This is a genomic window from Shewanella sp. A22, from assembly GCF_053850585.1.
Map to the genome: position 1 here is coordinate 1 of NZ_JBSQBN010000098.1, position 17,992 is coordinate 17,992.

The following is a 17,992-nucleotide window of genomic DNA, read 5'->3' on the forward strand; positions in this document are numbered from 1 at the left end:
TGCCGTCGTATTTTGAAAGCATCTAACGAAGCATAAAGGACTTTGAAACCCGCCAGAATGGAGTCTCTCAGGTATTCCACTTCTGTGTTACATCGATTTAAAAGGCAACAACCATTTCTACATCAATTTGCCTTAAATTGAAAAACCTGAAAGACTCTGAACTGACCAGATATTTAATGAGATTGGTATAAAACACCAATTTGATGCAGATTTAGGCTTGTAAAGGTTGATTGATCTTTCGAGGGCAAATCATAGGTAATAAAAAAGGAGACTAATAGTCTCCTTTTATACGGTTTAACGACTTACAAAAGTAAGTAGAATGTCGAATTAACGACGTAAACCTAACTTCTGGATCAAAGCAGTATAACGTGCAACGTCAGTACGCTTTAAGTAAGCAGTAAGCTTACGACGCGCGCTAACCATACGTAATAGACCACGACGTGAGTGGTGATCATGGATGTGCTCTTTAAAGTGACCTTGAAGGTGGTTGATTTGAGCAGTTAACAAAGCTACTTGAACTTCTGTTGAACCTGAATCGTTTTCACAACGACCAAATTCAGCTAAAATCTTTGCTTTTGCTTCAGCACTTAGTGACATGTGTATCTCCAAAAAAAGTAAATGTATCTCTAGCCGATCACTAACTCAGCCAGAGCAAGCGCGATATTCTAACCAGATTGATGCCTAACCGCAATATAAATTAAATTATTTATCTGCCAAGTCACTCATATCAGCACGAACTAGGCTGCAGGATCATTATCGTGCATAACGATCAAACGTTTTGGCGCTAATAAGCCATCATCATTCATGCAACCAATCCCAACAAACTTACGTTCGTCACCAATCGTAATTCGAACCAATTCATCAGGCTTAAGCCCAGCAGCTTGAATTGCTTGCCCTTGCATGACGTAGTACAGCAACGTATCAGGTAAGTTGATTTCAGGAAACTTAGCCACCGCAGTATCCATTGGCAGCAATAATGGGTCCAGCAATGTTTTAGGTGCGATATCTTGTTCTTGAGCCTGCGCTAATAAGGCTTCAAGTTCTGCTAAACTGACCATTTTTTCATAAGGATACTCTGCTACTTGAGTTCGACGTAGCATAATGACATGTGCACCGCAGCCCAGCATTTCGCCGAGATCATCAATAATTGTTCTAATATAAGTACCCTTAGAACAATGAATATCTAACGTTAGCTCATCACCGTCAAGCTTAATAAAATTAAGCTCAAATACCGTAATAGGCCTTGATTCCCGTGGCACTTCAATCCCTTCACGAGCGTATTTATATAAAGGCTGACCTTGATATTTTAACGCTGAATACATTGAAGGTATTTGTTGAGTTGTCCCCCGAAAAAAATCGAGTTTTTCGTCCAATAATGCTTGAGTAAAATCAACCGGACGAGTTTGTACCACTTCACCGTCTGAATCACTGGTATCAGTACGTTGACCCAACTTAGCGGTGACGAGATAGCGTTTATCTGCATCCAATAAGTGCTGAGAGAACTTAGTTGCTTCACCAAGACAAATGGGTAGCATCCCTGTAGCTAATGGATCTAAAGCACCTGTATGACCTGCTTTATTGGCATTAAATATACGCTTAACTTTTTGCAGTGCAAAGTTAGAGCTCATGCCTGTATCTTTATCGAGTAACACAATGCCATCGATAAATCGGCCTTTAGGGCGACGAGCCATTAATCTTGCTCCTTGTCACCGTCAACAGCTCCACTGTCATCAGATGCATCTGAAGTAAATTGTTGTTGTTTTGCCTTGTCGTTACCAATAACTTGCGTTACTAGATTAGACATACGCATACCTTCAACGAGCGAACTATCGTAAATAAAACGCAATTCAGGCATAACACGTAATTTCATACGTCCTGCAACTAAAGTGCGGATATAAGGTGCCGCTGCGGTCAGCGCATCAATTTTTTGTTGAACAAGTTCAGTGTCTTCTTCAAAGAAAGTCACAAAAACTTTTGCATAGCTTAAGTCACGTGAAACGTCGACGTCGTTTACTGTGACAAAACCAATGCGAGGATCTTTCATATCGCGTTGCAACACCATTGCAAGTTCTTGCTGGAGTTGCTGTGCTATACGACGTGTACGACTAAATTCTTTTGCCATGATGATATGCCATATCGTTAATTCAACAATCAAAAAGGGCGGCTAAAGCCGCCCTTCCATTGGTTCTTATAAGGTACGAGCTATTTCGACGGTTTCAAAGACCTCTATTTGGTCTCCTACACGAACGTCATTGTAGTTCTTCACGCCAATACCACATTCCATCCCATTACGGACTTCTTGAGCATCGTCTTTAAAGCGGCGTAACGATTCAAGTTCACCTTCGAAGATAACCACGTTATCACGTAGAACACGAATTGGTGCACTACGTTTAACAATACCTTCAGTAACCATACAACCGGCAATCGCGCCAATTTTAGGAGACTTAAATACATCACGAACTTCAGCAAGACCAATGATTTCTTGTTTAAATTCAGGAGCCAACATACCTGTCATTGCAGCACGAACTTCATCTATTAAGTTATAAATAATGCTGTAATAACGTAAATCAACGCTCTCTGCTTCAATGGTCTTACGTGCCTGTGCATCTGCACGTACGTTAAAACCAACAAGAATAGCATTTGAAGCCGCGGCCAATGTTGCATCAGTTTCAGTTAATGCGCCAACACCACGTGCTATGATGTTCACTTTAACTTCATCTGTAGACAGTTTAGCTAAAGACTCACAAATCGCTTCAAGAGAACCTTGAACATCCGCTTTAAGTACGATGTTCAATTCTTGCACTTCGCCTTCTTCCATGTTGGCAAACATGTTTTCTAGCTTAGATTTTTGCTGACGAGCCAACTTAACATCACGGAATTTACCTTGGCGATATAATGCAACTTCACGCGCTTTACGTTCATCACGCACTACGGTCGCTTCATCACCAGCAGACGGCACACCAGATAGACCTAGAATCTCTACCGGAATTGATGGACCCGCTTCTGTGATAGCATGGCCGTTTTCGTCTTTCATCGCACGAATTTTACCATACTCAAGACCACATAAAACGATATCACCTTGGCGTAATGTACCTTCCTGAACCAAGATAGTTGCCACAGGGCCACGACCTTTATCAAGTTGCGATTCAATCACCACACCGGCAGCCATTCCATCACGTACAGCTTTAAGTTCTAAGACTTCAGATTGAAGCAAGATACCTTCTAGCAGTTCGTCAACACCCATACCAGTTTTCGCTGATACGTGAACGAACATATTATCTCCGCCCCAATCATCTGACATAACACCATGTTGAGACAATTCACTCTTAACACGTTCTGGATCAGCATCAGGCTTATCCATTTTGTTAACAGCAACGATTAACGGTACATTACCTGCTTTAGCATGTTGAATCGCTTCAATCGTTTGTGGCATTACACCATCGTCAGCAGCAACAACCAAAATAACAATATCTGTCGCCTTGGCACCACGAGCACGCATTGACGTAAACGCCGCGTGACCAGGAGTATCCAGGAAGGTGATCATGCCGTTATCGGTTTCAACATGGTATGCACCAATATGTTGAGTAATACCACCGGCTTCACCTGCTGCAACTTTCGCACGACGGATGTAATCCAATAATGATGTTTTACCGTGATCAACGTGACCCATAATCGTTACAACAGGAGCACGAGATTCTAACTTAATGTTGTCATCGCGATCTTGCAGTACTTGATGCTCTAGTTCATTTTCACGAATAAGCACCACTTTATGACCTAATTCTTCTGCAACCATTTGCGCAGTTTCTTGGTCAAGCACTTGATTAATCGTTACCATTGAACCCATTTTCATCATCTGTTTGATGATTTCAGTGGCCTTAATTGCCATTAAGTGAGCAAGTTCAGATACCGTTACGGTTTCACCAATACGCACATCACGACTGACAGCTGCAGCTGGTTTATTAAAACCATGAGCCATAGATTGTGGTGCTGTACTGCGGTTACGCATGTGTTTCTCGCGTCCATCACGTGCATCTTTTCCGCCACGTTTTTTATTGGCGTTTTTATTACGAGCACGACGGCCGCGTTTTTCGTCATCCGCATCTGAACTGTCTTCTGCCGCACGAGCAACTTTAGAGGTTGTAATGTGATGATCGCTATTCTTTTCTGCATCTAAACGTTGACGTTCTTCTTCTGCCCAACGTTTAGAGTTCTCTTCAGCAAGTTGGCGTGCTTTTTCAGCTGCTTTAGCGGCTTCATCTTTTTGCTTTTGAGTCAGCACAGCTTCTTGAGTCGCTTTCAAACGTTCTGCTTCAGCTTTAGCTGCGGCAGTTTCTGGGTCTGCAACTTTAGTCACTTTAGGTTCAGATTTTACTTTTTCTGATTTCAATTTGGCTTCTGCTTCCGCTTTCTTCTTCGCTTCTGCAGTTGCTTTCGCTTCTGCCGCTGCTTTGGCTTTTGCTTCAGCTTCCGCTTTGGCTTGGGCTTCTGCTTTGGCTTTTGCTTGAGCTTCTAATTCCGCTTGTTTTGCTAATTCTGCATCATCTCGTTTAACAAAAGTACGCTTTTTACGCACTTCTACTTTAACGTCTTTTGATTGACCGCCAGTACTTGCGACACTTAACGTAGATACCGTTTTGCGTTGCAATGTCATTTTGGTCGGTACAGCATCTGCACCATGTTGTTTTTTTAGATAATCTAGAAGTTGTTGCTTCTCATTTTCTGAAACGGAATCAAGTTGTTTTTTACTCATACCCGCTTCTGAAAATTGTTCAAGTAGTCGATCGACTGACTTACCCACTTCTGCTGCTAATTTTTCTACGCTTGTATCTGCCATCAATTAAATCCCCCTGTTGATCGACTTATGCTTCTTCGCCAAACCAACAGATATTGCGGGCAGCCATGATGAGCTCACCTGCTTTTGCTTCTGTTAATTCTTCAATATCAATTAAATCGTCAATACCTTGCTCGGCCAAGTCTTCTAAAGTCACTACGCCGTTGCTCGCAAGAACATAAGCTAAATGTCTTTCTAATCCTTCCAATGCTAATAAATCATCACTTGGCTCTGCACCATCTAACGCTTCTTCGGATGCTAATGCTCTTGTTGAGATTGCCGCCTTTGCACGTTCACGTAATGCTTCAACGATTCCTTCGTCGAAACCTTCTATTGCTAATAGCTCAGATTCTGGAACATAAGCAATTTCTTCTAGCGAAGTGAATCCCTCATCAGCTAATACAGCTGCAAAATCTTCGTCTACATCGAGATACGCCACAAACAAATCAATCACTTTAGCACTTTCTGCTTGGTGTTTTTTGTTCATGTCTTCTACTGTCATGACGTTTAATTCCCAACCTGTCAGTTGAGTGGCTAAACGAACATTTTGACCATTACGGCCAATAGCCTGAGCCAAACTGTCAGCCTCAACAGCAATATCCATCGAATGATTATCTTCATCGACAATGATAGAGGCTACATCAGCGGGCGCCATGGCGTTGATCACATATTGTGCAGGATTATCGTCCCACATCACAATATCTACTCGTTCGCCACCTAACTCATTTGATACCGCTTGTACACGTGCACCACGCATACCAACACAAGCGCCTATCGGATCGATGCGGCGGTCATTTGATTTGACGGCAATTTTAGCACGAGCGCCAGGATCACGTGCAGCACCCATAACTTCGATAAGCTCATCGTAGATTTCAGGCACTTCAACACGGAAAAGCTCGATTAACATCTCAGGCTTGCTGCGCGTTAAAAATAATTGTGCGCCGCGAGCTTCTGGACGAACTGAGTACAATAAAGCACGCACTCTGTCACCTGGGCGGAAAGATTCACGGCTGATTAAATCTTCTTTAAATAAAACGCCATCAGCGTTGTTACCTAAATCTACAACCACACTTTCACGGGTGCTTTTCTTAACAACGCCGGTAACTATCTCACCTTCACGTTCAATAAATTGCTCAACAATTTGTGCACGTTCAGCTTCACGTACTTTTTGTACGATAACTTGTTTAGCAGTTTGTGTTGTAATGCGGTCAAAAGCGACTGAGTCAATTTGATCTTCAATAAACTCACCAGGTTCTATACCTGGCTCTTCAAAAAGTGCAGCTTCAAGGGTAATTTCACTGTATGGATTTTCCAGTGCTTCACCTTTGTCATCAACAACCATCCAACGACGGAAAGTATCGTAGTGACCGGTTTTACGATCAATCGCAACACGAACTTCGATGTCGCCTTCATATTTTTTCTTAGTTGCAGTAGCCAGTGCAATTTCTAGCGCTTCAAAAATTTTCTCGCGCGGAACGCCTTTCTCATTGGAAACCGCTTCTGCGACTAGCAGGATCTCTTTATTCATTTGGTCTTGCCTCGTTCTTCACCTGAAACTATCAAAACTTAGCGATAACGTTGCCTTTACGGATGTTATCCAAAGCAACAATCAAGTCTTTACCATCAACTGTGATGGTGAGCATTTGCCCATCAACACTACTAATGACGCCTTTTAAATTACGACTACCGGCAACAGGCATAGTCAGTTGTACTTTTGCATCTTCGCCCACATAGGCGGCATATTGTGCGGCAGTAAATAAAGGTCTATCTACGCCTGGTGAAGATACTTCTAATGTGTATTCTGTAGAAATAGGGTCTTCAACATCCATAACTGCGCTAACTTGACGACTGGCTTCTGCACAATCTTCAATATTGATGCCATTCTCGTGATCAATAAAAACACGTAAAATTGAATGACGACCAGCTTGAATATACTCAATGCCCCAAAGTTGAAAGCCTAATGCTTCAACGGGTACCGTTAACATTTCAACTAGCTTGGATTCTATTGTTGCCAAAAATGACCCCCAAAAAAACAAAAAAAGGGCTAATAGCCCCATTGCAACCCGCAAAAACACGGATATTTAAAAGTCCATATAACAAAAAACCCCGTAATCACGAGGTTATTTTATTATAAAACCTGTAAATTGCAGCCTAACTTCTTTCGAAATTAAACTACAAGGAGCTGGTTGCGGGGGCCGGACTTGAACCGACGACCTTCGGGTTATGAGCCCGACGAGCTACCAACTGCTCCACCCCGCGTCAACTGATGCAAGTATATTGATTTACACTATATCTTGCAATAACTAATCAAACTCTATCCATGATTTGTTAGTTAAAATTTGGTGCCGAGAGCGGGACTTGAACCCGCACGTCCGTTAAGACACAGGCATCTCAAGCCTGCGCGTCTACCAATTCCACCACCTCGGCGACACCTGGTTTACTAGTCAGGGATTTTAGTCTCTGACTTTTCGGTTTGCACAGGCGCTTCATCAATGATTTGCTCTGCTGCTGAACCTAAATCATTCCATTGATCATTTTGCTGAGTATGATTAGCACTTAAATTACCAATCACCAAACTCAATGCAAAAAAGCCAATGGCTAATACTGCAGTACTGCGGGTCAAAAAATTACCTGATCCGCTGGAACCAAATAACGTGCCTGAAGCACCGGCTCCGAAAGATGCGCCCATATCGGCACCCTTTCCTTGTTGGATTAAAATTAAGCCGATTAGGCCTAAAGCCACCACCAAGTATACAACTATAAGAACTTCGTACATATTATTACGCGCTCATTGCTATGGTACATAAACTTAAAAACTCACTTGAGTTCAAACTTGCACCGCCAATCAGACCACCATCAACATCAGGCTGGGCAAATATATCTGCCGCATTGCTTGGGGTGACGCTACCACCATATAGAATCCTGATATTCTCACCAATAAAGGGAGAGACCTCAGAGAGACGACTGCGAATAAACGCATGTACTTCTTGAGCCTGCTCTGGTGTTGCGCTTTTACCTGTACCTACAGCCCATAAAGGTTCGTAGGCGATAATCGCGTTATCAAAAGCCATGGTACCGTTTTTTTCAATTACTATATCAAGCTCTTCCGCAATCACCTCAAAGGTACGTCTTGCTTCTCGAGCCGGTCCTGATTCACCTACACATAAAATCGGTGTTAGACCATTTTTTTGCGCTGCGGCAAACTTCTCTGCCACTATATTGCTCGTCTCTCCGTACATACGGCGACGTTCGGAATGGCCGATAATAACATATCGACATCCAGAATCTTTTAACATCTGCCCGGATATTTCTCCGGTATACGCACCAAAATCATGTTGACTAAGATTTTGCGCGCCCATTCTTACAAGCGAGCCATCTAGGGTTTGCTTATTGGCTTCAAGCAGCTGCCTAACACTTTCAAGATAAATTGAAGGCGGGCATAAAACCACTTCAGCTGAATCATTTTGGAGCTTTGTAGCAAACTTCTTGAAAAGTTCTTGGGCTAAAGCCGAATTACCGTTCATTTTCCAGTTGCCAGCGACCATAGGACGTCTGAGTGCCATTCACTGTCTCCTCTGAAAGCGGCGTGAATAATAGCGAACCACTTATCAAGTTACAAGAGCTAAAAGGGGAATATTTCATATAATCTGTCGAAGCGTCTACTTTTTAAGCGCGTAACAACATAACTGAATATTCAAATGATTAACATGCTGCCTTTACCGCGTCAGCAATACGATTTGCATGTGCCAGCACTTGTGGATGATCATCACCTTCAACCATCACTCTGATTAACGGTTCTGTACCAGACTTGCGTAATAATACTCGTCCACGAGCACCTAATTGTTGTTCTACGTCAGCTTGTACTGATTTAACCGCATCTGAATCAAGTGGATTTGAATAGCCTTCAAAGCGAACATTAACTAAGACTTGCGGTAACATTTTCATTGATTCTGTTAATTGTTCAAGCGACGCTTTTTGGCGACACATGGCCGCTAAAACTAAAATACCCGCAATGATGCCATCGCCGGTAGTACCATGATCTAAATTGAGAATATGGCCAGAGTTCTCTCCACCGATACGCCAATCTTTTTCTTTAAGTATTTCCATAACATAGCGATCACCTACTTTTGAACGAACAAAAGGAATATCCAACGCTTGCAGTGCCAGTTCTAACCCCAAGTTAGACATTAATGTGCCGACTACACCACCTTTTAATACACCTCTTTTTTGGGCATCAACCGCTAAAACATACAAGATCTGATCACCATCAATCACATCACCAAAACGGTTTACCATCATGATTCGGTCGCCATCACCATCTAAAGCAATGCCTATATCAGCTTTTTCGGCTAACACAGTTTCACAAATTTTAGCCATAGAAGTCGCGCCGACTTTTTCATTAATATTTAGCCCGTCAGGTTTATCTCCAATGGCAATCACATCAGCGCCAAGCTCTCTAAACACATTGGGTGCTATGTGATAAGTTGCACCATGGGCACAATCAACGACAATTTTTAAACCTTCAAGAGTGTGATCGGCAGGAAAGTTCCCTTTACAATATTCGATGTAGCGCCCTGCGGCATCTTCAATTCTTCGGGCCTTGCCTAATAAATGCGATTCAACGCACACTAACGGCTTTTCGAGCTCAGCCTCTATTTCTAATTCAATAGCATCATCAAGTTTGCTACCGTCGGTAGAGAAAAACTTGATTCCGTTATCATAATAAGGGTTATGTGAAGCACTAATGACTACGCCAGCTTCAGCACGAAATGTACGGGTTAAATAGGCAACTGCAGGTGTTGGCATTGGGCCAAGTAGTAATACATTGAGTCCTGCAGCTGACAATCCTGCCTCTAAAGCTGATTCAAATAGGTAACCTGAAATACGGGTATCTTTACCAATAATCACTTTCTGAGTGCCATTTCGTGACAATACTCGTCCTGCAGCCCAACCGAGCTTCAATGCCAACTCTGGGGTCATCTTACCCGCCCCAACTCTGCCGCGAATACCATCGGTTCCAAAAAATTGTCTTTGCTTCACTGATCCCCACTTAAGTAATTTATTTTACTCGTCGCATAGCCATGCCAATGTCACTACATGTTAGCCATCGTTTCTGACATCACTTTAAGTACATCAACAGTTTCAGGTACATCATGAACTCGGATAATCTGTGCACCTTGTTGAGCTGCAATTAAGGCTCCCGCAAGACTTCCAGCAAGGCGTTGGTCTGTATCGCGGGCTAACAGGTTACCAATCATACTTTTACGCGACAAACCGACTAAAATCGGCAAATGAAACTCATGTAACATTGGCAATGTCGCTAATAGACGATAATTATGCGCTAAAGTTTTACCAAAGCCAAAACCTGGATCAAGAATTAAGCGATCACGTTCAATTCCTGCAGCTTCACAGTAAGCAATTCGTAGCTCAAAAAAAGCAGTCACCTCATCAACAACATCGTGATATTGAGGTGCATCTTGCATGGTCTTCGGTTCACCTTGCATGTGCATTAAACATATAGGGACATCGAGTATTGCAGCCATCGCTAAGGCGCCAGGTGCTTGCAATGCACGTACATCATTAATCATATTAGCACCCGCATTGACCGCCTGTTCCATTACCTCTGGTTTACTGGTATCTACCGAAATCCATACATCATGTTTTTTCGCTATATATTCAATAATTGGGATAACACGTTCAAGCTCTTCTTCAACAGTAACTTCAGCTGCGCCTGGGCGCGTTGATTCCCCGCCGACATCAATAATTAATGCTCCTTGTTCAATCATGTAATCGACATGATTACAGGCCAATTCAAAATTTGAGTAGTCGCCACCATCAGAAAAAGAATCAGGGGTAATATTCACAATTCCCATTACAACTGGAGCAGATAAATCGAGCGTTTTATTAGCGTGAGTTAATTGAAACACGTGAATTTCCTTCCTAAAGAGTAAAAACAAGAAAACCCCTTTCGGGGTTATCTTTATTCGCTTGATTATTTATTTTACCGGAGATTCATCAGCATCATTAATATCAGCTTTGCTATCTTCTGTTGACGTTTCAACTTCAGATTTTGGCGTGCTATTTCCATCACCTTTGTCATCAGAAGAATCATCTTTTTGCCAATCTGCTGGCATACGAACTTCACGTCGATGCATCAAATCATCAATTTGTAACGAATCAATGGTTTCATATTTCATTAGCGCTTCTTTCATCGCATGTAAAATATCCATATTATCCGTTAGTAACGTTTGAGCACGTTGATAGTTTTTGTCTATGAAGGCTTTAATTTCAGAATCAATCAATGTCGCAGTATCACCTGACATCGCTTTTGATTTACCCATACTGCGTCCTAAGAAAACTTCATTTTCTTCTTCAGCATAGAGTAACGGACCGAGTTTGTCAGAGAAGCCCCATTGAGTCACCATGTTGCGCGCAATAGACGTTGCATATTTAATGTCTTGTGAAGCACCAGTAGACACTTTTTCACTTCCGTAAATAAGTTCTTCAGCAAGGCGTCCACCATAAGCAACCGATATTTGAGACTCAAGTTTACGGCGGCTTTGGCTAATAGAGTCACCTTCAGGTAAAAAGAACGTCACACCTAATGCACGGCCACGAGGAATAATAGTCACTTTATGCACTGGATCGTGCTCAGGTACTAAACAACCTACAATCGCATGGCCAGCTTCATGATAAGCGGTCATTTCTTTTTCTGCTTCAGACATCACCATAGAACGGCGCTCTGCACCCATCATGATTTTATCTTTAGCACGTTCAAACTCTTCCATCCCAACAACACGACGGTTTCCGCGTGCGGCAAATAGCGCAGCTTCGTTGACAAGGTTTGCTAAGTCTGCACCAGAGAATCCAGGTGTACCACGAGCAATAACACTGGCTTTAACATCGTCTGATATAGGCACTTTACGCATGTGTACTTTAAGGATCTGCTCACGACCACGAACATCCGGTAAACCAACCACTACCTGACGGTCAAAACGACCAGGTCTAAGTAAGGCGGCATCAAGTACATCTGGGCGGTTAGTTGCCGCAATGACAATCACCCCTTCGTTACCTTCAAAGCCATCCATTTCAACCAACATCTGGTTTAATGTTTGTTCACGTTCATCATGTCCACCACCAACACCAGCACCACGTTGGCGACCTACGGCATCGATTTCGTCGATAAAGATGATACAAGGTGCTGATTTTTTGGCTTGTTCGAACATGTCACGCACACGAGATGCACCAACACCAACAAACATTTCAACAAAATCTGAACCAGAAATAGTAAAGAATGGTACTTTCGACTCTCCAGCAATAGCCTTGGCAAGTAACGTTTTACCCGTACCTGGAGGACCAACCATTAACACGCCTGTAGGAATACGGCCGCCTAATTTTTGGAACTTTGTAGGGTCACGTAAGTAATCAACCAGCTCTTTTACTTCTTCTTTTGCTTCATCACAACCAGCAACATCAGCAAACGTAGTTTTAATTTGGTCTTCACTCATCAGTTTGGCTTTACTTTTACCAAATGACATCGCGCCTTTACCGCCACCACCTTGCATTTGACGCATGAAGAATATCCATACACCAATCAGTAGTAACATTGGGAACCATGAAATAAAGATTTGAGTAAGGAAACCAGACTCTTCAGCTTCCTGACCTTTCATAGTGATACCTTTACGGTCAAGATCGTTAATTAAATCTTGATCATACATAGGCATAATAGTGGTGAACTTCTCGCCGGTGCGTTTTGACCCTTCAATCGTTCTTTGATCGCTTTTTATTTCGACCATACTAATTTGACCATTTCGAACATTGTCCAAAAAGGCGGAATAATCCATCTTCTGCGAATTCGAAGAAGAGGGGGAATAACCCTGAAACACTGACATCAGTACAACAGCGATGACTACCCAGAGTATTAAATTTTTTGCCATGTCACTCAAATTACTAGACCTCTTAACAGTCCTGCGATTATTAACGTTAGACTACTACAACTTGTAACCAGTCGCCACTAGATAGACTTCTCGAGAGCGTGCTCTAGAGGAGTCTGGTTTACGGGTTTTTACTACTTTGAATGCCTGTTTAACTGTTTTTATATAGTCGTCAAAGCCCTCCCCCTGAAAGACTTTAACAGCAAAACAGCCGTTAGGCGCCAACACTTGATGACACATATCTAGCGCTAACTCAACTAAATACATAGCTCTAGGTTGATCTACAGCACCCGAACCACTCATGTTCGGAGCCATATCTGATAGTACCACATCCACTTTATCTTGACCTACACGCTCAAGCAATGCTTCAAGTACTTTGTTTTCTCTAAAGTCACCTTGGAGGAAATCAACACCAACAATAGGATCCATTGGTAAAATATCACAAGCAATCACTTTACCTTTATCACCCGTCAGTTTAACAGCAACTTGTGACCAACCACCAGGTGCAGCACCTAAATCAACAACCGTCATTCCTTGTTTAATCAGATTATCTTTTTGTTGGATTTCTTCTAATTTAAATGCAGCTCTTGATCGTAAGCCACGCTTTTGAGCGAGTTTTACGTAGTGATCATCAAAGTGTTCCTGCATCCAGCGAGTAGAACTTGCCGTACGTTTTTTGGTTACCATTTAAATTCCGCAACAATTCAGAGTTACATAAGCTCTATATAAGGGTAGAATACCGTTTTTTCAACAGTAACTCAGCAAAAGTTGGTACAAATGAACTTAACAACCAAACAAAAACAGCATTTAAAAGGTCTGGCGCATAGTCTAAAGCCAGTCGTGCTGCTTGGTGGCAATGGACTAACTGAGGGTGTTCTGGCTGAAATTGATAGCGCTCTTACTCATCATGAATTGATTAAAGTGAAAGTAGCCTCTGCCGACAGAGAGCTTAAAAATGCCATCGTTGACGCCATAATACGTGAAACTCAGTCTGCGAAAGTGCAACTTATTGGACATGTTTTGGTGATCTTCCGCCATTCAGCAGAAATGAAGATTGCCTTACCAAAAGCAAAATAACAAGACTTACATTAACAAGCCGCTGAACTTCAGCGGCTTTTTTATTAAAAATAATTCATATATCTACGGTGTCTCTGGTAACGGCACCACTAAATAATGTTCCGCTTTTAGTCCCAAAAACTCAGGTAATGTTGCGCCAACCGATATTGATGACCATGTACCCGTTAAAATGCCGATAAACATGGCAATTGAAAATCCCTCAAGCGGTGCGCCGCCCATCATCCACAAAGCGACCACCGTGAGTAATGTTGTACCCGATGTCACCATGGTTCGAGAGAAGGTCGATTTAACGGCAAGATTATTAATATTCGTAGTATTCCATGTTGGTTTAGCTATTAGTTGCTCACGGATCCTATCGGCAATAATGATCGAATCATTGAGTGAATACCCCAAAATAGCCAGAATTGCCGCCAGCACGGTTAAAGTAAACTCCATCTGACTCAGTGCAAAAAAGGCGAGCACAAACACCACATCGTGCATTAATGCAAATAATGCCCCTGAAGCTAAACGCCATTCAAAACGGTAGCTTAGATATCCCATGATACACAACATTGCCACGAGCAAAGCTAATCCACCTTGATCAACTAACTCTTGCCCTACTTGCGGCCCAACAATACTACTGTTTAATACTGATATATCAGCATTAAGTGGTGCCAAGACATCAATTAAAAAAGGCGTTGTCTCTCCTTTTGGCACATCTGCGTAGCGTAAAATCCAACGTCCTGCTTCGCCAGCCGAAATGACACTGACATCCTGATCATAAGCGGCAATCATTAACGGTTGGATTTCGCTTGCAGTAATGGCTTTATCGGTCTGTATTTCTGTCACCACACCACCCGTAAAATCGAGCCCCCAGTTAAAGCCTTTTACGCCAATAACCGTTAACGACATCAACATTAACACGATTGATATAATGCTAGAGGTGTAGCGCCATTTAGTTAAGTAGTTGAAATTAATTGTTGAATCATGTTTTAGATTTGAGTTCATGGGATTACACCTTAATGGCGCGACGAGTGTCACGACCATAAATTAAATTGATTAATGCGCGCGATGCAAAAATGCCGGTAAACATACTAGTGAGTAGTCCTAATCCGAGTGTTAGCGCAAAACCTTGAATGGGGCCATTACCAATAGAGAACAGTACAACTGCAGTAATCATTGTGGTGAAGTTGGCGTCAAAAATAGTTGAGAAAGCACTGTCAAACCCCACATCAATTGCACTAGCAAAACTTCGACCTTCTGAGAGTTTCTCTTTAATTCTTTCGAAAATAAGAACATTAGTATCAACGGCCATACCAACAGTAAGTACTAACCCTGCAATACCTGGTAATGTCAGCACAGCACCAGGGATTAGCGCTAACAGCCCAAATAGCATCACCATATTGCCAATTAATGCCACATTGGCTATCCAACCTAAACGGCGATACCAACAAGCCATAAACAGTAATGTCACAGCCATACCTAATGCTAGTGCAGCAAAGCCATTCGCAATATTTTCAGCTCCTAAACTAGGGCCAATGGTCCGCTCTTCAACAATCGTAACAGGTGCTGTCATTGAGCCCGCCCTTAACAGTAATGCAAGTTGCTGAGCTTCTTGATGACTTCCTGCCCCTGTGATTTCAAAGCGGTTACCTAACTGACTTTGAATGGTTGCGACACTGATTATTTTTGTCGTTTTAATCGCGAGGCCTTGCTCATTACGGCTGAATTCACTGTAGGCAGTTGCCATCGGTTTACCGATATTGTCACGAGAAAAATCTGACATTAACTTACCACCTGCAGTATCAAGGCTGATGTTCACTTTTGCCATACCAAAGTCACCCGTTGCCGCTTGAGCGTCAATAATGTGATCACCACCAAGCACAGGCCGCCTGCTCACATAAATAGGTTTATTGTGTTCGTCGTTAAGGACAATAGCATTGACAGCGCCTTCCTGAGCAACAGGATAAAACGCTAAACTGGCAGTCGCTCCAATTACATTCTTGGCCGTAGCAGGATCTTGTACGCCGGGCAGTTCAATACGGATACGATTTTCACCTTGTCGCTGCACTAAAGCTTCAGTAATCCCAAGCTCTTCAATACGGCTACGCATAATGTGTAAATTTTGCTGAACCGTTAAGTTGGTTAACTTAATTTGTTCATTTTCAGATAAGCTCACATTTAATGTTTGTTGGTGCCCACTGACTAGCCACAATGGGTACTGCTGTGCAATAAATAGCCTTAATTGACCGCGAACATCATCATTTACAACATTGATAGTTAGTTCAGCCCCCTCGCCTGAAACCACTGACACACCGCTGAGATGTTCATCCCTAGAAAACTGTTTTACAGCATCGCCTATCATGACGGCTTGATGTTTAAATACGAGATCAAGATCCACATCAAGTAGAAACTGCACCCCCCCACGAAGATCTAACCCTAACTTGATGGGTTTCACACCTAAATCTAATAACCAATTTGGAGCCGCAGGCGACAATGTTAACGTCACTTGAGCTTGTCGTCCAAATTGGTTAACTAAGGTGTCTTTTGCTTGCGTCTGTGTATCTGCATCCGCTAATACCACAAGAATGTTATCTTGTTGCTGATCAATGCGTTTGCTATTTATGCCTGCTAATTGCAATGCGTGGTGGACTTGTTCTGTTGTCAGTGAATGTTGCGGTTTAACTGAAAGTTGTACCGCTTGGTCTTCTCCATACCAAGAAGGTAACGCACTCAAAAACAAAATAATTAAGGTGCTAATAAGCAACCAGTATTTCCATTGGGAATAACAATTTAATACACTGTTTTTTGGTGTTGATTTCATAACACTTGATCTCACTACATCGAGGCTAAAGATAAAGCGAGTGATGAGCTATATAAAGATGCACCATCTACCCACAGTAAAACTCATTAGCTAAGCTAATGAAAATATTCACGATAGATAGTGCTGTTAGCAGGTGTGAGCGTGTACGAACAGTTGGTTAGACTCTTTCCATGCGGAAATTCTTGAAGGAGCAGATGAAGCAGATAAGATCCAATCGAGTTGGGGGCTAAAATTCACTTGATAACCAATAGTTAGACTCGGTACTGGCGGAGAAAAAAACTCAAAAGCCAATGAATAGTGTGGGCTAACTTCATCGGGTTGGTGCTGTGCTAAATTAACATAGCGCGCAGAATAGGTCGGTACATAATGAACATCATTAGGATTAGACTGACTTATTTGACGACCAAAATCATCATCGCCGACATAACCTAGCAATGATGCTTTAACATTAATGAGTTGGTTATATAACACAAATGAACTTGTTTGCTGAGTTACTGCGCCAGAGACGGAGCTTGTAGTAAAGGCGTTAAGTTGGGTGTTTCCTTTGCTATCTGCGTTGCAATTGACAAGATGAGGTGACGTTGTCACGATACAAGAATCAGATAAAGATGAGGTTAAATGTGCAGGTAGCCAATGTGACGGCGACAATATTAAGGCATGACTATTGATGAGGAAAATTGAACACAATCCCACAATAACCAACATTAATAATATTCTAGCCCAAGGAAACGTCATGTTGACCTATATTAATTTTTTTACATTATTCGTTTAGATACAAGTAAAAACGAGTAGTGTGGCACCCGATGTAATATAACCACAATTCAAAGCACTTCGATACTATCTAACCAATATGTTATCCGCAAATTAATTATTTTACATGTACCTAAATAATCTTAATTCTAATAATTATCAAATCAATCAATAGGGGTAGTGCGCCTTCTAGGTAAATAATAGTGTTATAGGCATAATTGTTCTCAGTAACGGATCCAGCATTGTTCTATTTCTTGCTCCTGACAGCCATAGATGGTGGATAAGTCTTATTTTTTATGAAAATAATTAGACCTTGTAGTCGTACATAAAAATGATGTTAATCAGTTTAGACAGAACAGAATCTCGCCCTTTGGAGCCACCCAGGCTTACCATTTTTACAAGGGAATAACCATTCTTTCGACATACGCATCAAAGTGATAAACCAAAGTAATACCAATCCTATTAAATATGGAGTTCAAAGTGCTGTAGGCAAGGCAGATGATTGAAGCGAATAGTGATCCTCGGTAACAAGCTCCTGCGTTACTCTACCTCCAGCATCTGACCGCCATGGATGGTGGGAATGTCTTATTTTTTATG

General features: G+C 42.1%; 16 protein-coding genes and 2 tRNA genes. 1 reads left to right on the forward strand and 17 read right to left on the reverse strand.

What is annotated here, in order from left to right:
- Positions 1 to 327 precede the first annotated feature (327 nt).
- The 14 genes from rpsO to rlmE all read right to left on the reverse strand — a co-directional run bounded on the left by rpsO (position 328) and on the right by rlmE (position 13,452).
- Positions 328 to 597: a 30S ribosomal protein S15 gene (gene rpsO, locus ACWXWT_RS15575; protein ID WP_456042495.1), complete on the reverse strand. Its 270-nt coding sequence runs from the start codon at positions 595 to 597 to the stop codon at positions 328 to 330.
- A gap of 140 nt (positions 598 to 737) precedes the next feature.
- Entirely contained in the window at positions 738 to 1,691 is a 954-nt protein-coding gene (gene truB, locus ACWXWT_RS15580) for a tRNA pseudouridine(55) synthase TruB (protein ID WP_456042496.1), read from the reverse strand.
- Positions 1,691 to 2,122, reverse strand: a complete 432-nt coding sequence (gene rbfA / locus ACWXWT_RS15585) for a 30S ribosome-binding factor RbfA (protein ID WP_456042497.1) — start codon at positions 2,120 to 2,122, stop codon at positions 1,691 to 1,693. Before rbfA ends, truB begins: the two co-directional genes overlap by 1 nt.
- 66 nt (positions 2,123 to 2,188) lie before the next feature.
- Complete coding sequence (gene infB / locus ACWXWT_RS15590) at positions 2,189 to 4,834, reverse strand: translation initiation factor IF-2 (RefSeq protein ID WP_456042498.1); 2,646 nt, start codon at positions 4,832 to 4,834, stop codon at positions 2,189 to 2,191.
- A 25-nt stretch (positions 4,835 to 4,859) separates the two neighbouring features.
- Complete coding sequence (gene nusA, locus ACWXWT_RS15595) at positions 4,860 to 6,359, reverse strand: transcription termination factor NusA (protein WP_456042499.1); 1,500 nt, start codon at positions 6,357 to 6,359, stop codon at positions 4,860 to 4,862.
- Positions 6,360 to 6,390: 31 nt separating this feature from the next.
- Positions 6,391 to 6,846 carry a ribosome maturation factor RimP gene (rimP, locus tag ACWXWT_RS15600; RefSeq protein ID WP_456042500.1) on the reverse strand — a complete coding sequence of 152 codons (456 nt, stop codon included), beginning with the start codon at positions 6,844 to 6,846 and terminating at the stop codon, positions 6,391 to 6,393.
- 168 nt (positions 6,847 to 7,014) lie between these two features.
- Positions 7,015 to 7,090 (reverse strand) — tRNA-Met (locus ACWXWT_RS15605).
- A gap of 81 nt (positions 7,091 to 7,171) precedes the next feature.
- A tRNA-Leu gene (locus ACWXWT_RS15610) sits at positions 7,172 to 7,258 on the reverse strand.
- Between the two features lie 13 nt (positions 7,259 to 7,271).
- Positions 7,272 to 7,607, reverse strand: coding sequence for a preprotein translocase subunit SecG (gene secG, locus ACWXWT_RS15615; protein WP_456042501.1), 336 nt, complete (start codon positions 7,605 to 7,607; stop codon positions 7,272 to 7,274).
- Positions 7,608 to 7,611: 4 nt separating this feature from the next.
- A complete protein-coding gene (gene tpiA, locus ACWXWT_RS15620; protein ID WP_456042502.1) occupies positions 7,612 to 8,394 on the reverse strand; it encodes a triose-phosphate isomerase in 783 nt (260 codons plus the stop codon).
- Positions 8,395 to 8,533: 139 nt separating this feature from the next.
- The gene (gene glmM, locus ACWXWT_RS15625; RefSeq protein WP_456042503.1) at positions 8,534 to 9,871 is read right to left on the reverse strand and encodes a phosphoglucosamine mutase; all 1,338 of its coding nucleotides are present in this window, start codon (positions 9,869 to 9,871) and stop codon (positions 8,534 to 8,536) included.
- Positions 9,872 to 9,924: 53 nt separating this feature from the next.
- Positions 9,925 to 10,704, reverse strand: a complete 780-nt coding sequence (gene folP, locus ACWXWT_RS15630; RefSeq protein WP_456042510.1) for a dihydropteroate synthase — start codon at positions 10,702 to 10,704, stop codon at positions 9,925 to 9,927.
- A gap of 123 nt (positions 10,705 to 10,827) precedes the next feature.
- A complete protein-coding gene (gene ftsH / locus ACWXWT_RS15635; protein ID WP_456042504.1) occupies positions 10,828 to 12,777 on the reverse strand; it encodes an ATP-dependent zinc metalloprotease FtsH in 1,950 nt (649 codons plus the stop codon).
- 45 nt (positions 12,778 to 12,822) lie between these two features.
- Positions 12,823 to 13,452: a 23S rRNA (uridine(2552)-2'-O)-methyltransferase RlmE gene (gene rlmE / locus ACWXWT_RS15640; protein WP_456042505.1), complete on the reverse strand. Its 630-nt coding sequence runs from the start codon at positions 13,450 to 13,452 to the stop codon at positions 12,823 to 12,825.
- A 90-nt stretch (positions 13,453 to 13,542) separates the two neighbouring features.
- On the opposite strand from rlmE, the gene yhbY reads away from it, so the two are divergent.
- Entirely contained in the window at positions 13,543 to 13,842 is a 300-nt protein-coding gene (gene yhbY, locus ACWXWT_RS15645) for a ribosome assembly RNA-binding protein YhbY (protein WP_456042506.1), read from the forward strand.
- A 63-nt stretch (positions 13,843 to 13,905) separates the two neighbouring features.
- On the opposite strand, the gene secF is transcribed toward yhbY, so the two are convergent.
- The 3 genes from secF to ACWXWT_RS15660 all read right to left on the reverse strand — a co-directional run bounded on the left by secF (position 13,906) and on the right by ACWXWT_RS15660 (position 17,380).
- Positions 13,906 to 14,829, reverse strand: a complete 924-nt coding sequence (gene secF / locus ACWXWT_RS15650; protein ID WP_456042507.1) for a protein translocase subunit SecF — start codon at positions 14,827 to 14,829, stop codon at positions 13,906 to 13,908.
- Positions 14,830 to 14,833: 4 nt separating this feature from the next.
- Positions 14,834 to 16,645: a protein translocase subunit SecD gene (secD, locus tag ACWXWT_RS15655; protein WP_456042508.1), complete on the reverse strand. Its 1,812-nt coding sequence runs from the start codon at positions 16,643 to 16,645 to the stop codon at positions 14,834 to 14,836.
- Between the two features lie 126 nt (positions 16,646 to 16,771).
- The gene (locus ACWXWT_RS15660) at positions 16,772 to 17,380 is read right to left on the reverse strand and encodes a hypothetical protein (protein ID WP_456042509.1); all 609 of its coding nucleotides are present in this window, start codon (positions 17,378 to 17,380) and stop codon (positions 16,772 to 16,774) included.
- Between the last annotated feature and the right edge of the window lie 612 nt (positions 17,381 to 17,992).

Coding starts and splice junctions, on each gene's coding strand:
- secG (WP_456042501.1), bottom strand. CDS start 7,607: ATGTACGAAGTTCTTATAGTTGTATACTTGGTGGTGGCTTTAGGCCTA.
- tpiA (WP_456042502.1), bottom strand. CDS start 8,394: ATGGCACTCAGACGTCCTATGGTCGCTGGCAACTGGAAAATGAACGGT.
- yhbY (WP_456042506.1), top strand. CDS start 13,543: ATGAACTTAACAACCAAACAAAAACAGCATTTAAAAGGTCTGGCGCAT.
- infB (WP_456042498.1), bottom strand. CDS start 4,834: ATGGCAGATACAAGCGTAGAAAAATTAGCAGCAGAAGTGGGTAAGTCA.
- folP (WP_456042510.1), bottom strand. CDS start 10,704: ATGGGAATTGTGAATATTACCCCTGATTCTTTTTCTGATGGTGGCGAC.
- rpsO (WP_456042495.1), bottom strand. CDS start 597: ATGTCACTAAGTGCTGAAGCAAAAGCAAAGATTTTAGCTGAATTTGGT.
- rbfA (WP_456042497.1), bottom strand. CDS start 2,122: ATGGCAAAAGAATTTAGTCGTACACGTCGTATAGCACAGCAACTCCAG.
- truB (WP_456042496.1), bottom strand. CDS start 1,691: ATGGCTCGTCGCCCTAAAGGCCGATTTATCGATGGCATTGTGTTACTC.
- rlmE (WP_456042505.1), bottom strand. CDS start 13,452: ATGGTAACCAAAAAACGTACGGCAAGTTCTACTCGCTGGATGCAGGAA.
- ACWXWT_RS15660 (WP_456042509.1), bottom strand. CDS start 17,380: ATGACGTTTCCTTGGGCTAGAATATTATTAATGTTGGTTATTGTGGGA.
- secF (WP_456042507.1), bottom strand. CDS start 14,829: ATGAACTCAAATCTAAAACATGATTCAACAATTAATTTCAACTACTTA.
- nusA (WP_456042499.1), bottom strand. CDS start 6,359: ATGAATAAAGAGATCCTGCTAGTCGCAGAAGCGGTTTCCAATGAGAAA.
- secD (WP_456042508.1), bottom strand. CDS start 16,645: ATGAAATCAACACCAAAAAACAGTGTATTAAATTGTTATTCCCAATGG.